This is a genomic window from Bacteroides sp. 51 (genome assembly GCF_010500965.1).
Classification (GTDB): domain Bacteria; phylum Bacteroidota; class Bacteroidia; order Bacteroidales; family Bacteroidaceae; genus Bacteroides.
Window position 1 is genome coordinate 1 of sequence record NZ_QVMI01000037.1, and the last position, 15,029, is coordinate 15,029.

Sequence of the window (15,029 nt, forward strand, 5' to 3'; positions counted from 1 at the left end):
CTGCGGCATCGTATCCCCCGCTGGCGGGGGCAGGGGGTGGATATTGTCATTATCAAATAGTTCTATATTTTAATATAGTGGCAACTCGCAATGACGTGACAAAATAGACTTATGACACACCCTCATTTCCATACGTAGGGGGAGGATTACAGATAATCATAATATTTTTTAGCCCGAACAAAAGGAATATCCAAGAAAATAGTACATTTGCTTTTCTTATTTACAAACCGCAAGATCAAAAAGAATCATGAAAATATGCCCTAACTGCCGGGAAGAAGTAGAAGATAACTTCGATTTATGCTGGAATTGCTGTTATAGCTTTTCAGAAGAGCAAATCATATCATTACCCGAAAAGAATTCAAACACTGAAATCAAATGTTTACGCTGCCACGTCCCTATGATTTACTCCGGCGAGTATAAGTTTCTGGAAGGAACCCGCCTGGGAGTATTAGGAGATTTCTTTGAATTGTTACAAAACAGAGAAGCTTTCGACCTATACCTCTGTCCGAAATGCGGAAAAGTAGAATTCTTTAGCCCATTGAAGAAAAAGTAAAACTCTCAGACTGCCGATAGAACGTTAAATAGAAGTCAGCCAAAACTTACAGATAGACAACACCTCTCTGGCATATGCTGACGGACGCAAATACCATTTAACTCCGGCGTTATATATATGAATCGGCATCCCCTGCCGATCGGCCGTCAATCCTACCCGATAAGCATGATAATCACTTGTGATGATTGCGACCGTATATTCTTTCTGAGTAAACAAACCATCAAGTACAGCTTTCGAATAGGAAAAATTCTGTACCGTATTTCTTGATTTATCCTCAATCCTGATTTGCTGTTCGGAAACACCATGCGCAACAAGATATCGCTTCATCGCTACGGCTTCGGGAATATCTTCTTTAGCTCCCTGCCCGCCGCTAACCAAAATGAGAGCATCCGGATTATGCTTCAGATAGTCCAGACAACGGTCAAGCCGTGCCTCTAAGGTAGGAAGAACCGTCTCTCCCCGTATACCGCACCCCAGCACCAAAACACAATCCTCTTTAAAAGTAACCGTATCTTTTGATCCATGAATAACAATGATGCTCAGCATAACTATAAAAAACACGATACCAACTTTCAGTGCTATAGAGATAATGCGCTGAATCCACCTGGGCATTTTACGCATCCACAACCCCAGGACAATGAGAACAAGAGCAATGACAAATGTTATGGCATTGCCCACAGTAAAACCATAAGCCACAGTTAAAGCAGTAGCACCTACAACACAAAGAATGGCAACAACAATTGCCAACCACTCCCATATATTCCTTTTCTTTTTCATCACTCACAACTGCTAAAAACAGTACACTTAATCAGATCATTCAAATATAAAAACAAAAAAGTGAAAGCCCTTCCGAACCTCCACTTTTTTATCTTGAATCAAGAGATGATAATTACTTGTTAACTCTCTTTTCTTTGATTCTAGCTTTCTTACCAGTAAGTGCACGCAAATAGTACAATTTAGCGCGACGTACTTTACCCACTTTGTTCACTTCGATGCTATCAATAGCAGGTGATTCGATTGGGAAAATTCTTTCTACGCCAACTGTTCCTGACATTTTACGAACAGTGAAACGTTTTTTATCGCCATGACCAGCGATTTTGATAACAACACCGCGATACAACTGTACACGCTCCTTGTTACCTTCGACAATACGATATGCTACGGTTACAGTGTCACCTGCTTTGAACGTAGGATGCTGTTTGCCGGTAGCAAATGCTTCTTCTGCAATTTTAATAAGATCCATCTTTCAATTATTTAATTGTTCATCGTTACAACGCAACATATCAAGCAACTCTTCTTTGACAGCGATTGCGCGAAAGCGGTGCAAAGGAACGAAAATATTAGCAAACAACCAAATATAACCATTAAAAACGCTATATTTGTAGCATATAATATTAAGATAATGCGATGAGATCAAATCAATTCTTACTACTACACACCATCTTTTGGACTGGCCTGCTAGGTTTATCTTCCTGTAAAGCTGACAAGAAAATCACAATCACAGCAAACAGGACAGAAATGACAGCCCAGTGGGATAATATGCCCAGCGAGAAAGCCAACGAAGTCTTTGCCCCCTACAAAGCAAAAGTAGATAGCATCATGGACCCCGTTATTGGCGAAAGCGCTATGGACATGACAGCCAAACGTCCGGAGAGCTTACTATCCAATCTGGTAGCCGATGTGCTCAGGAACAGCACAATACCCTACATCCAACGCCCGGCCGACGTAGCCATTATCAATGTCGGAGGGTTACGCAATAGCCTGAGCAAAGGAGATATCTCCTACCGAAGCATTTATGAAATCCTCCCTTTTGAGAACTCACTCTGTATACTTTCCTTAAAAGGAAGCGATGTAAAAGAACTAATGAAAGATATCATAAAAGTAGGAGGAGAAGGACTAAGCAATGTACAAATGACCGTCAACAAAGACATGGATATTGTTGATGTTAAAATAAACAACCAACCCATCAATGACGATCAACTGTACACTATCGCAACCGTAGATTATCTGGCCGAAGGAAATGACAGAATGACAGCCTTCAAAAGGGCTGAAAAAAGAATGTGTGTAGAAGAAGCCACCATCCGCGATATATTCCTGGAATATGTAAAAGCGGAAGCGGCCCAAGGTAGAGCACTCACTTCCAAAATGGAAGGCCGGGTAACGATATTAGATAAATAACACCTGATAATAAGAGTTTATATCCATGATTAAAAGAAACCTGTTACTGCTGACATTGTGCATTGCCATCACATCGGCTTTCGCGCAAAAAACATTAACGATATTACATACGAACGACGTACATAGTCGCATCGAACCTGTTTCTCCCGAATCACCCGACCCTAAAGCGGCCAACAAAGGAGGATTCCTCCGTGTAGCAGCGTATATAGAAAAAGTAAAAAAGGAAACCTCAAATGTGTTGGTATTCGACTGCGGAGACTTTTCACAAGGCACCCCCTACTATAATATGTTCAAAGGTGAGGTGGAAATCAAACTCATGAATACCATAGGCTATGATGCCGGCACCATTGGTAACCATGAATTTGATTTTGGTTTAGACAATATGGCCCGACTGTTTAAAATGGCCGATTTCCCCATTGTTTGCGCGAACTACGATGTAAAAGGAACTGTTCTTGAAGGACTCGTGAAACCGTATATAATTATTAAGAAGTATGGACTTAAGATAGGAATCCTGGGACTGGGAACCAAGTTGAGCGGCATGGTACAAGTCAGCAACTATGAAGGCGTAACATTCCAGGACCCATACAAAGCCGCCAATGAAGCAGCAACGGCACTCAAAAAAGAAGGTTGCGATATTATCATTTGCCTGTCGCACCTTGGCTTTATGGCAAGCGCCAAAGACCCGATATGCGATGTCGAATTAGTTAAAAACACACGCAATATTGATATCATTCTGGGAGGGCATTCACACACCTTTATCGAAGAGCCGCTAATCTACAAAAACCTGGATGGAAAAGACGTTTATATCACTCAAATGGGAAGAAGCGGCATCTTTGTAGGCCGTATGGACATAACAGTTGAAAATTGAAAGTTGAAAGTTGAAAGTGATGACATTGACCACTTTTAACTTTCAATTTTCAACTTTCAACTTTCAACTCTTAAATTACAATGAAGCGAATTCTAATTTCATTTATAACCGTATTCTTTTGCTTATACACAAAGGCTCAGGTTGAGCCTTTAGTCTTATACAAAGCATTACAAGACCCTGAATGCCAGGAGTGGGTGGATTCCGTTTTCGACAAAATGACTCTGAAAGAAAGAGTCGGCCAGCTTTTTGTCTATACCATTGCGCCGGTCGAAACGAAACCAAACATGGCATTATTGCGCGATGTGGTTCATAACCATAAAGTCGGGGGGCTGTTATTCTCCAAAGGAGAACTGGAAACACAGGCCATCATCACCAATCAGGCGCAAGACATGGCCAAAGTCCCCCTGATGATTACATTTGATGGTGAATGGGGCTTATCTATGCGGATAAAAGACACCCCAGTCTACTCGCGCAACATGGTGTTGGGATGCATAAGCGATGAGCAATTGATATATGAATATGGTAAAGAAGTGGCCCGTCAGTGCCGCGAACTTGGCATACATGTTAACTTCGCTCCGGATGCCGATGTAAATATCAACCCCAAGAACCCGGTAATCAACACCCGTTCGTTTGGCGAAGACCCCAAGAATGTGGCCGACAAGGTCATTCTATATTCATCGGGGTTGGAAAGTGGCGGAGTGCTGTCTGTTTCGAAACACTTCCCCGGACATGGCGATACGGAAACCGACTCGCACCACTCCTTACCTTTCCTTAATTTTACGCGCGCACGACTGGACAGCATAGAATTATATCCATTCAAACAAGCCATACGCGCCGGATTGGGTGGAATGATGGTAGGACACCTGGAGGTGCCTGTACTGGAACCGCAGAAAGGATTGCCATCGTCATTATCGCGCAATATCGTACAGAACCTACTCAGGGAAGAGCTTGGATTTAAAGGGCTGATATTCACCGATGCTTTGGCTATGAAAGGAGTAGCCGGCACCAAGTATCTGTCACTCGCTGCCATAAAAGCAGGCAATGACATGGTGTTGACCCCACGCAACCTAAAGGAAGAAATTGAAGCCGTTATCCAAGCCGTAAAGAATGATGAGTTGAGCGAAGAAGTTATCAACGAAAAATGTAGAAAGGTACTCACTTATAAGTATGCCCTGGGTGTTGCTAATCAAAAGAAAATCCAGATATCGGGACTCTCCTACCGCATAAATACACCTTATGCCCGCGATCTGGGAAACCGGTTGAATGAAGCTGCCATTACGGTAGCAAGCAATAAAAATCAGGTCCTCCCTCTGCATTCCGACGTAAAAAAGATCGCAATGATAAACGTGGGAACCACCGGAGGAAACACAAACTTTGAGCAGGCACTTAAAAAGTATGTAGCGGTAAAACGCATACAACTTAAACCGAATGCGCTCGCAACCGAACGCAAGATACTCCGCGATACACTGTCTACCTATAAACGGGTGGTGGTATGTATTTCCGATAAGCAACTAGCTCCATATGCTGGGTTCTTTTCCGAACTTCCACCGGAGATTCCGGTTGTTTATGTTTTCTTTACGCCAGAGAAACCGATGGTGCAACTTGAGAAAGGTTTGGCGAATGCCTCGGCAGTAATACTTGCACACTCTGCCGAGAAGAGCATACAGGAACATACCGCGAAAATCTTATTCGGGCAAGCAGCAGCAAGCGGACGGCTGTCTACAAGCGTAGGCAATGTACTCAAAGCAGGCGATGGCGTGACGATGGTATTGCCAACGGTTCATCATTTCATACCCGAAGAGTATGGAGTGAAATCTAATGTATTGAAGCGTATTGATGAGATTGCGAAAGAAGGAGTAGAGGAAGGTGCGTATCCCGGATGCCAGGTCGTTGTATTAAAGGAAGGGAAAACAGTATACAGCAAGGCGTTTGGCACTTTCTCGGGAGAAGGAAGTCAGGTTATCAGTACTTCGAGCATATTCGATATTGCTTCGCTCTCTAAAACCTCGGGCACCTTGCTGGCAATCATGAAGTTATACGATAAAGGAATGTTTAGCCTGTCGGATAAAGCATCTGCTTACCTGCCATTCTTACAGGATACGGATAAAAGTGATATCACCATCCGCGAACTCCTTTTGCATGAATCCGGTTTACCATCGACCCTGTTTTTCTATTTAATGGCTATCAATAAGGACAGTTATGAAGGTAGGCTTTTCAAAGCAACACGCGATAATCTGCATACTGTGCAAATCGGAGCGCAAACTTATGCGCAGCCTAACTTCAAATTCATTAAAGGTATGACGTCCGATAAAGCAAGTGACGTCTACACAATACAAGCTTCCGATCAACTTTGGCTGAATAAGTCATTCAGTGATTCGATCAATGCAAGAATCGCAAGAGAGAAGTTGGGTACTAAAAGATATAGATACAGTTGTGTAGGCTTCATTGTTTTACAAAAACTGGCGGAACAACTCAGTGGTATGCCATTGGATGAATTCTTAAACAAAGAATTCTATGCTCCAATGGGGTTAAAGCGCACGGCATATCAGCCATTAAAATACTTCAAAAAAGAGGAGATTGTTCCTTCGTCTACCGACAATTTCTTACGGAAAACGACCGTACAAGGTTTTGTCCACGACGAATCGGCTGCCTTTCAGGGCGGAGTATCGGGCAATGCAGGTATATTCTCTACGGCAGAAGAAATCGCTCTTATCCATCAGATGATCCTGAATGGTGGCGAGCTGAATGGCAAACGATACCTGAGTAAAGAAACCTGCAAACTCTTTACTACAGAAAAGTCAAGAACCAGTCGCCGTGGGCTGGGCTTTGACAAGCCCGACATGAAAGATTCAAGAAAAAGCCCGTGCGCTAAATCTGCACCGGCATCTGCTTATGGCCACAATGGATTTACTGGTACTTGCGCCTGGGTGGACCCAAGAAATAAATTAGTATATGTCTTTTTAAGCAACAGGACTTATCCCGATGTGTGGATTAACAAATTGGCTAAACTACAGATACGCGAACGGATTCAGGATACAATTTATGAATCACTGAAATGATAACTCCCGGGCGGTTCGCGAACCGCCCCTACAATAAACCTACAAATAACGGCTTCAACAGTTCCGGTATCTGAATCTTCTCCCGATCAACCATTTGAAGGCGTTCCCTGCCACTATCCGTCAGTTGAAAATACATTTGTCGCTTATCAACCTCACCTATCGCTCGTTTGATCAGTTTCTTATCTTCTACCGCACGTATCACTTTAGATGTATGTGAAGGTGTCATCTCGGTACGTTCGGCAATAGCGGTAGAAGTCATTCCTTCGCCAGTCACTTCTTCCAGCGAGCATAAGACCATCGCTTCATTAAGAGAAAGGCCGTAAACCCTCTCGAACTCTGCCTCAAAGACAGAGATGGCTTTATAAATATCCCGCATCACACATATTGATCTCATAACACTCTCTCTATTTAATTAAATAAACAAATTAACATTAGCCTCATCGGCACGTTCCATATAAGTGGCTACTCCGCCAATGGTTACTCCGTTCAGCAGTTCTTCATGTCTGACACCCATCACATCCATAGACATCTGACAGGCAATAAATTCCACACCGTTCTCCAATGCCTGACGGCGCAAAGACTCCAACGAATCTATACCTTTCTTACGCATGATATAGCGCATCATTTTTCCGCCCATGCCACCCATACTCATTTTAGATAAACGGAGTTTCAATGAGTTTGAAGGAAGCATCATGCCAAACATCTTGCCAAAGATATCTTTCTGCACTTTCGGTTTACGCTGCTTCTTAATTACATTCAATCCCCAGAAAGTGAAAAATATGGTTACTTTCTTTCCGGTAGCAGCTGCGCCATTTGCGAGTACAAATGTAGCCAAAGCTTTATCCAAATCATCGCTAAACATGATGAAAGTTTTATTTTTATTGCCACCGCCTGCTGTTACGGGTGTTGTTTGGGTCGATGCATCTTGTTTCTCAATAATCACTGTAGTCTTACCGCTCTCAGCATTTTTCGACAACAACCGATTTCCCGTAGAACGGCACCAAGCCTCAGCATCGCGTGAGAACCCGGGATCGGTAGAGATAACTTCTACACTCTGCCCCGGAATCAATGTATCCATCGTCTTCTTCATCTTCAGAATAGGCCCCGGGCATTGTAAACCACAGGCATCAACCCGTATCGTTTTGAAAGCAGGCATTATACGATCCTCACTGCTTTTTCTTTCTTCCAGGATGATAGAATTACCTTCTTCATTCTGCATTATTATCGGAGAAACAGCGGCAACATACGTTTTATATCCACCCGATAAGTTCCTCACATCCTGATAGCCGCGTTGGATAAGAATCCGCGCCGCCGCATTGCCTCTAATCCCAACTGCGCAATATACATAGACTGGTTTATCGGTGGGCACTTCACGCAAACGATCGCGCAAATCATCTAAAGGGATATTCACAGCACCCGGAATGGCGTTTAAAGAGAATTCATCTTCTGTCCTTACATCCAATAAAAAGACTTCATCGGGTTTCAGCCGGGCAATCTCACGCCAATCAAACAGTTTTATTCGACCGGCAATGATGTTGTCGGCAACGTATCCGGCAATAGCCACCGGATCTTTGGCCGATGAAAACGGAGGAGCATAGGCATGTTCCACCTGCATCAGGTCATAGATTGTTCGTCCGTATTTGATGACCTGCGCCATCTCGTCAATGCGTTTATCGACACCATCATAACCCACAATCTGCGCTCCGTAAAGCCGCCCGCTCTTCTTATCAAAAGTTATTTTAATGCTTAAAGGCAGGGCATCGGGGTAGTATCCGGCATGTGAAGAGCCGTGAGTTATGGAAGAAATGTATTCAATTCCGGCTTGCTTCAAACGTTTTGCCGGTAGCCCGGTAGATGCAACAGTCAAATCAAAGACTTTGGCAATGGCTGTTCCAATAGCGCCTTCGTATATTTGATTATTACCCAATATCATGTTATCGGCTACAATTCGTCCCTGGCGATTCGCTGGTCCGGCTAAATAGTTTAACCAGGGCTTTCCGGTTATCGGGTGGCGGAATTCAATAACATCACCAATTGCGTAAATGGAAGTGTCGGACGTTTGCAGGTAATCATTTACGGCCACACCGCCGGCTTCTCCAAGATGAATACCCGCATCTCTGGCAAGTGTCGTTTCGGGGCGAACGCCAATGGAGAGAATCACGATATCGGCAGAAATTGTTTTACCACTTTTAAAAGAAACATGGATCGTATCCTCTACTGGTTCAAAAGCAGATACGGCTTCCTTCAAATATAAGTTAACCCCTTTCTGTTGCAAATGTTCATGCACAAGTGCGGCCATAGAGAAGTCAATAGGGGCCATCACCTGATCACCCATTTCGACGATAGAGACAGAGGCACCCAGATGATGCAAATTCTCGGCCATCTCCAAACCAATAAAACCACCGCCTACAACAACTGCTTTCTTTACTTTATTTTGTGTGACATAAGCCTTGATCTGATCGGTGTCAGCGACATTGCGCAGGGTAAAAATTCCTTTGGAATCAATACCAGGCAAGGGAGGCCGCACAGGAGATGCTCCTGTGGAAAGGAGTAATTTATCATAAGATTCTTCATACTCTTTTCCATCCGACCGGCGCACCTGAACCGCTTTCCGTTCTTTATCAATCGCTACCACTTCGCTCTCTATTCGTACATCGACATTAAAACGTTTAGAGAAAACATCCGGAGTTTGTACAAACAGCTTTTCACGATCTTCAATCACATTACCAATATAGTAAGGCAATCCGCAGTTTGCGTAAGAGATATATTTCCCTCTTTCAAACAATATAATCTCTGCGTGCTCGTCTAATCGTCTCATCCGTGCAGCGGCTGTAGCACCACCGGCAACTCCTCCTATTATTATAACCTTCATAGCTTTTTGTTTTTGTTTTCAAAGTAAATAGTTTCCTATGGAAATAACAAACGTTTGGCAATAAAAGTTTATCGCAGTACTGATAGATAATATAAATGAGGGGGAAGAATTGCGACGCGCGCTCTTTACCGTTTATTTTGCAGCATGGTTGTAACTGCTCTTCCTTGCCAACGGCTTGGCAATACACCGCCAACAGTTTGGCAGTACACTGCCAACGGCTTGGCAGTGTACTGCCAAGCTGTTAGCACAAACCAGATAATGTTACTGTTATTTAAATAGCTTGTCTATCTCGTCGTCTTTTATAGTAGCCAGAACGACCCGGCCATCGGGAGTATAGTTTGGAGTTGGACAAGCAAAAAGATTATCTACCAGAGAACACATTTCCTCACTGCTAAGTACCTGTCCATATACAATAGCGGCAGCACGGGCCAATGTTAATGCAAGCATATTCTGGATTTCCTCTTTCACATCATTGCCTTTTTCTATTGCATTGGTCACCATGTTACGCACAAGAGTCACAGGATCGAGCCCTTCAATGCCCGAAGGAATGCCATTAATGGCATAGCTGCCGCCGCCGAGATCGCTCAAATCAAAACCGATAGAGGTCAAATCGTCCATGATGCCCTGCAATACGGCAACTTCGGATGCCGGCAATTGTAAGATTTCAGGAAAAAGTACACCTTGCGAAACGCCTTGCTTTTGTTTTATCTGCTCCACATACCGATCAAACAAAACCCGGACGTGGGCACGGTGCTGATCGATAAGCATCAGGCCCGATTTAACAGAGGTAAGAATAAAACGACCTTTATATTGTAAATGCAATGCACCCCGCTCCACCACAGGTTCTCCGCTACCACAGTACAGGCTCTTGGGTTGAGGATGTTCAACAGCCTCGGCCGGATAGGATGCAGGAGCCGATGCGGAAGAAGGAATCGAAATGTTCGGATCATCTTCAAAAGAAGTAAATCCGCTATATAAATCTTCCCAGTCTACTTTCTTCTTCCGGGAATAATCTCCTCCTCCGGAAGTGCGGAACGGATTAAAGTCTGTATTTACATGTACCTTAGGCGGTTCGATAGGTCTATCACTTTCGAAAGCCGGAATATCGGGCATTCCTTCCGTATCAAAGTCGATAGAAGGCACGGCATTGAATTTGCCTAAAGCCTCTTTTACCGCAGCAGAAAGGATTTGCCAGATTGCCTGTTCATTTTCAAATTTAATTTCCGTCTTCGTAGGATGTATATTAACGTCAATATTGGCAGGGTCTACTTCAAAATAAAGGAAATAAGAAACCTGCTCGCCCACAGGGATTAAATGCTCGTATGCATCAGTGATTGCCTTATGAAAATAAGGATGGCGCATATAACGCCCATTCACAAAAAAGTATTGATGGGCACCTTTCTTGCGGGCAGTCTCCGGCTTACCTACAAAACCGGATATCTTAACCATAGTTGTATCAACATCCACAGAAAGGAGCTGTTGATTCAACTTTTTGCCGAAAACCGAAATGATTCGTTGCCGCAGACTGGATATTGGCAGATTAAACATTTCACCATCATTATGATGCAATGTAAAAGCAACCTCCGGATGCACCAGAACGATGCGTTCAAACTCCGTCAGCACATTGCTTAACTCCGTAGAGTTTGATTTCAGGAACTTACGGCGTACAGGAATATTAAAAAACAAGTTCTTTACCGAAAAGTTACTTCCTTTAGGGCAAGATACAACTTCCTGGCTTTCCACCTTTGAGCCGGAAATGACAATATGTGTTCCCAGTTCTTCGGAAGAGGTGCGGGTTTTGAGTTCAACCTGGGCCACGGCAGCAATAGAAGCCAACGCTTCTCCGCGGAATCCCATGGTACGCAAAGCAAACAAGTCGGCTGCTTCACGTATCTTTGATGTTGCGTGCCTTTCGAAAGAAAGTCGCGCATCGGTTTCGGACATACCTTTCCCATCATCAATCACCTGGATATTTGTCCGGCCCGCATCAGTTATTAATACATGTATATTCTCTGCTCCAGCGTCTATAGCATTTTCTACCAGCTCTTTAACCACAGAGGCCGGGCGTTGGATAACCTCTCCGGCAGCAATCTGGTTAGCTACCGAATCCGGTAATAAACGAATGACATCACTCATAAATTCATAATTATAGAAAGTTCCAGCTACCCGTTTGCAGGTAGTGCCAGAGGAAAAGCAACAAGGCTATGATAACAAGAATTACTCCTATGTGCATCGGTTTACGTCCGCTTTCCTTACGACGTTTCAGGTGTTTTGTACCTTCTACAAATTTCCCCCGAATACTTTCCGGATCAAACTCTTTCTCGGGCAACATACCCAATTCACGTTTGGCATCTTCTTCCATCTTCGCCAATTTTTCTTTTCGCTCATCGTAATAAATATACTGATGATTGAAACGACGCGGTTTATTTGTTTTAAAGATTCCCATATCTATTTCGAGTTTTTAATTTCACGTACCGGTGGAGCTACTGGCTTACGGGTTGTCTTACGTAATACGTCACTAGCCCTCTTAGGCCGCCAATCAAAGATATCATCTTTATTCAGCGGACGTATATAATCAAACCATTGAAAGTTAGGAAGTTTCATCTTATCAGGGGGAAGCTGGTCCATAGGATATAACACTCCATTTGATTTAGGACTCATCACCATCTTGTTTAGTTTGCGCTCTACCAGATAAATAGTCAACAAACTTGTTTCCGAGGTATTCATTCCAATCATCGTGCTATCTTTCTCTTCCGGATAGAACACGACAAGCACATTCCCGATCACATCGACTTTATGCATTTCGCCTTCCTGAAAGTAAGCCTTGATCTCCTTACCCGTGACCTGGTTATAATGAATCGAGTCTTTCATCTCGACAGTCAACGCCTGGTTAATGATATGCGCCCAATCTATCGTACTGTCATTCATGTATATTTTAATCTCTTCACCAAGCAACTGCTGCCCTCCGTTCCAGAGAATCGGGTCGGTGTACATGGTTATACACGAATCTTTTGAGTTGAACACCAGCGAATCGCAAACTCCCTGCACATCCGTGCGATACATGCGTACTTTATGGTAAGCACGAACTTCGCGGAACAAGGAATCGGTATTCATATTGAATGTAAGCATTTTCAATGTATCGCCATGCATATACAAACTATCTCCCTGCGAGTAGTCAATGGCCACAGCCCGTTTCGTAGCCATCGCATATCCAATAGGCTCTTCATAAGCACAATAATCGCCGGTAAGCATATTCTTATTGATGGTATCATTCATTATCACATTATCGAAGGCTTCACCGAAACCAATCTTCCGGTCGTAAAAGATACTATCGCCGATGAGTTTCTTACCTTCGTTTGTCAGAACCGACCGGTCTAACAATTCGGCTACGTCATTGGCTGTATCATAGAATCCCCGCTCCGAATAAATATGATTCGCATCGCTTACAATTTCAGAAGGTCCGAGAATGGTAGCAACCTTTGTTTCCGTGTGATATTTCAAAGTATCGGAAGTCAGCGTAAAACGAGGATTTACCAATGTCACATCGTGGTTAAACACAGACAACTTTGTTGCCGGGCTATATTCTCCCCAGTCGGAGGTCAGTACATTTTCTTCGTCGGTCAACATCCCTCCCTCGAAGTAGTACCCCAAATCAAAGATGCGGTCATAGTTAAGACTGTCGGTCAGCAAGGTGGTATTACGATTGATCATTTTCACATTCTCACGCAATTGCGCCAACTGCGACATACCATCATAAAACAGATAGTCGCCATATATAAACAGCGTATCTCCCTGTTCCATACGGACATTGCTAAACGCTTCTACTGAATTTGACGTCTCATAAATAAGCGCACTATCACACCACATGAACATGCCTTCATGCTTTAGCCTTACCGAACCAACAAGTACTTGCACATTAGGACGAATCTTATTTGCATACCCTTCATCTGCATGCAAAAGGTCTACACGGGTCTTTTTCTTCTCCGTCTTTGTCGCTTGTCCACTTGCTGGTGTTTGCGCTGCAACATATACACCAAACAGGCATAGGATTCCCATAAGGAAAACTCTATGCCTGCTCTGGAAGTTTATTTTTCTTTTTTCTTTCAGCATACAGGATATGTATTACCGATTATTCTTTAATCCAACCCGGATATTTAAAATCACATTTCTTCCAATTCTCGTTAATGCGGACGTAGGTTTTCTTTTGTTTTTCAACAATCCACTTCTCGAGCAGTTCCTCTCTGCGTTTATCCAAAACGATTTCTTTCAGGCTTTGATAGTCATCGCTAATAGTTGCTTTGTGCCCATTAATACGGCTTTTCAGCTTCACGATAACACAGATTTCCTTACCATCTTTCTCTCTAACCATAGAGAATGCCTTGGATATTTCACCAACATTCATGTTATCGACCACTTTGGCAACCTCTTGGGGAAGTTCCTGCATCTCAAACTTGGAAGTACCTGTACCGGGGTTCGGAAGTAAACCATGATTGTTACGGGTATCTTTATCCTGGGAAATGTGCAAAGCAGCATCTTCAAATGTAAACTTATTGTTGCGGATGTCATCGGCAATAGAGTCTAACCGTTGCACAGCAGCGGTCAGTTCTTCATCAGATGCTTTAGGCTTCAATAGAATATGGCGCGAGTTCAAGCGGTCGCCACGTTTTTCTATTAGCTGAATGATGTGGAAACCAAATTCGGATTCAACGATTTTAGAAACTTTTTTGGGGTCTTGAAGATTAAAAGCCACATTAGCATACTCAGGAACCAACTGGCCACGACCCATAAAGCCCAATTCACCACCACGCAATGCAGATCCTCTATCTTCGGAATAGAGGCGCGCCAAAGTAGAAAAGTCTGACTCTTCATTATTCACACGGTCTGTAAATTCGCGTAATTTGCGCTTGATTTCCTCGATTTCCTCTAAAGGGATTTTAGGCTGAAGCACAACAATCTGCACCTCCACCTGTGTTGGTATATAAGGTATACTATCGGAAGGTAAATCTTTGAAGTAGCGACGTACCTCGGAAGGTGTTACTTTTACTTCTCCTACAAGCTTCTGCTGCATTTTCTGCATCATCAATCCGTCGCGTATATTCTCGCGCATGGTTTCGCGTATCTGGGTAGAAGTTTTATTGAAGTACTCCTCCATCTTCTCTTTAGAACCGATCACACGGATATAATAATCTGTTTGACCTTCTACACGTTGGATAACCTCAGATTCAGACACTTCTATACTGTCTAGCGCTGCTTGATGGAGATACAATTTCTGTACAGCCAGTTCTTCAGGTATTACACAATATGGATCACCGTCAAATCGTCTGCCTTCATATTGAGCACTCAGACGTGCTTCTTCTACGTCCGACTTCAATATAGCATCGTCACCTACGATCCAAACGACTTCGTCAATCACATTGTCTTGTCCATAAACAGCTCCTGTAAGTAGCATAAATGCTGCCAGAACAACGAATTTAAAGTATGCGCATTTTTTCATTTTTA

The 15,029-nt window shown here is 43.3% G+C and carries 12 protein-coding genes; 4 read left to right on the forward strand and 8 right to left on the reverse strand.

What is annotated here, in order from left to right; translation table 11 throughout:
• Positions 1–247: 247 nt before the first annotated feature.
• On the forward strand, positions 248–553 hold the full coding sequence (locus tag D0T87_RS20540; protein WP_163177611.1) for a hypothetical protein: 306 nt from the start codon (positions 248–250) through the stop codon (positions 551–553).
• 24 nt (positions 554–577) lie between these two features.
• Here D0T87_RS20540 and D0T87_RS20545 read toward each other — a convergent pair whose 3' ends face one another.
• Both D0T87_RS20545 and rplS read right to left on the reverse strand, forming a co-directional pair.
• Positions 578–1,330, reverse strand: coding sequence for a YdcF family protein (locus D0T87_RS20545; RefSeq protein ID WP_163177613.1), 753 nt, complete (start codon positions 1,328–1,330; stop codon positions 578–580).
• Between the two features lie 112 nt (positions 1,331–1,442).
• Positions 1,443–1,796: a 50S ribosomal protein L19 gene (gene rplS, locus D0T87_RS20550; protein WP_163177615.1), complete on the reverse strand. Its 354-nt coding sequence runs from the start codon at positions 1,794–1,796 to the stop codon at positions 1,443–1,445.
• 164 nt (positions 1,797–1,960) lie between these two features.
• Here rplS and D0T87_RS20555 point away from each other — a divergent pair, with 164 nt between their 5' ends.
• From D0T87_RS20555 to D0T87_RS20565, 3 genes are all read left to right on the forward strand, one after another.
• Entirely contained in the window at positions 1,961–2,731 is a 771-nt protein-coding gene (locus D0T87_RS20555) for a 5'-nucleotidase C-terminal domain-containing protein (protein WP_163177617.1), read from the forward strand.
• 28 nt (positions 2,732–2,759) lie between these two features.
• Positions 2,760–3,599, forward strand: coding sequence for a bifunctional UDP-sugar hydrolase/5'-nucleotidase (locus D0T87_RS20560; protein ID WP_370526946.1), 840 nt, complete (start codon positions 2,760–2,762; stop codon positions 3,597–3,599).
• Positions 3,600–3,679: 80 nt separating this feature from the next.
• A complete protein-coding gene (locus D0T87_RS20565; protein WP_163177621.1) occupies positions 3,680–6,658 on the forward strand; it encodes a glycoside hydrolase family 3 N-terminal domain-containing protein in 2,979 nt (992 codons plus the stop codon).
• A gap of 28 nt (positions 6,659–6,686) precedes the next feature.
• On the opposite strand, the gene D0T87_RS20570 is transcribed toward D0T87_RS20565, so the two are convergent.
• The 6 genes from D0T87_RS20570 to D0T87_RS20595 all read right to left on the reverse strand — a co-directional run bounded on the left by D0T87_RS20570 (position 6,687) and on the right by D0T87_RS20595 (position 15,024).
• Entirely contained in the window at positions 6,687–7,052 is a 366-nt protein-coding gene (locus D0T87_RS20570) for a winged helix DNA-binding protein (RefSeq protein WP_163177623.1), read from the reverse strand.
• 18 nt (positions 7,053–7,070) lie between these two features.
• Positions 7,071–9,530, reverse strand: a complete 2,460-nt coding sequence (locus tag D0T87_RS20575; RefSeq protein ID WP_163177625.1) for an FAD-dependent oxidoreductase — start codon at positions 9,528–9,530, stop codon at positions 7,071–7,073.
• A gap of 267 nt (positions 9,531–9,797) precedes the next feature.
• On the reverse strand, positions 9,798–11,666 hold the full coding sequence (gene mutL / locus D0T87_RS20580) for a DNA mismatch repair endonuclease MutL (protein ID WP_163177627.1): 1,869 nt from the start codon (positions 11,664–11,666) through the stop codon (positions 9,798–9,800).
• Between the two features lie 10 nt (positions 11,667–11,676).
• Entirely contained in the window at positions 11,677–11,976 is a 300-nt protein-coding gene (locus tag D0T87_RS20585) for a hypothetical protein (RefSeq protein ID WP_163177629.1), read from the reverse strand.
• A 2-nt stretch (positions 11,977–11,978) separates the two neighbouring features.
• Positions 11,979–13,640, reverse strand: a complete 1,662-nt coding sequence (locus D0T87_RS20590; protein ID WP_163177631.1) for an OstA-like protein — start codon at positions 13,638–13,640, stop codon at positions 11,979–11,981.
• Positions 13,641–13,659: 19 nt separating this feature from the next.
• Entirely contained in the window at positions 13,660–15,024 is a 1,365-nt protein-coding gene (locus tag D0T87_RS20595; RefSeq protein WP_163177633.1) for a peptidylprolyl isomerase, read from the reverse strand.
• Positions 15,025–15,029 lie beyond the last annotated feature (5 nt).

Bases quoted from the DNA above. Each gene is read 5' to 3' on its own strand.
- D0T87_RS20570 (WP_163177623.1), bottom strand. From the start codon at position 7,052: ATGAGATCAATATGTGTGATGCGGGATATTTATAAAGCCATCTCTGTC.
- D0T87_RS20575 (WP_163177625.1), bottom strand. From the start codon at position 9,530: ATGAAGGTTATAATAATAGGAGGAGTTGCCGGTGGTGCTACAGCCGCT.
- D0T87_RS20565 (WP_163177621.1), top strand. From the start codon at position 3,680: ATGAAGCGAATTCTAATTTCATTTATAACCGTATTCTTTTGCTTATAC.
- D0T87_RS20545 (WP_163177613.1), bottom strand. From the start codon at position 1,330: ATGAAAAAGAAAAGGAATATATGGGAGTGGTTGGCAATTGTTGTTGCC.
- rplS (WP_163177615.1), bottom strand. From the start codon at position 1,796: ATGGATCTTATTAAAATTGCAGAAGAAGCATTTGCTACCGGCAAACAG.
- mutL (WP_163177627.1), bottom strand. From the start codon at position 11,666: ATGAGTGATGTCATTCGTTTATTACCGGATTCGGTAGCTAACCAGATT.
- D0T87_RS20555 (WP_163177617.1), top strand. From the start codon at position 1,961: ATGAGATCAAATCAATTCTTACTACTACACACCATCTTTTGGACTGGC.
- D0T87_RS20585 (WP_163177629.1), bottom strand. From the start codon at position 11,976: ATGGGAATCTTTAAAACAAATAAACCGCGTCGTTTCAATCATCAGTAT.
- D0T87_RS20540 (WP_163177611.1), top strand. From the start codon at position 248: ATGAAAATATGCCCTAACTGCCGGGAAGAAGTAGAAGATAACTTCGAT.
- D0T87_RS20590 (WP_163177631.1), bottom strand. From the start codon at position 13,640: ATGCTGAAAGAAAAAAGAAAAATAAACTTCCAGAGCAGGCATAGAGTT.
- D0T87_RS20595 (WP_163177633.1), bottom strand. From the start codon at position 15,024: ATGAAAAAATGCGCATACTTTAAATTCGTTGTTCTGGCAGCATTTATG.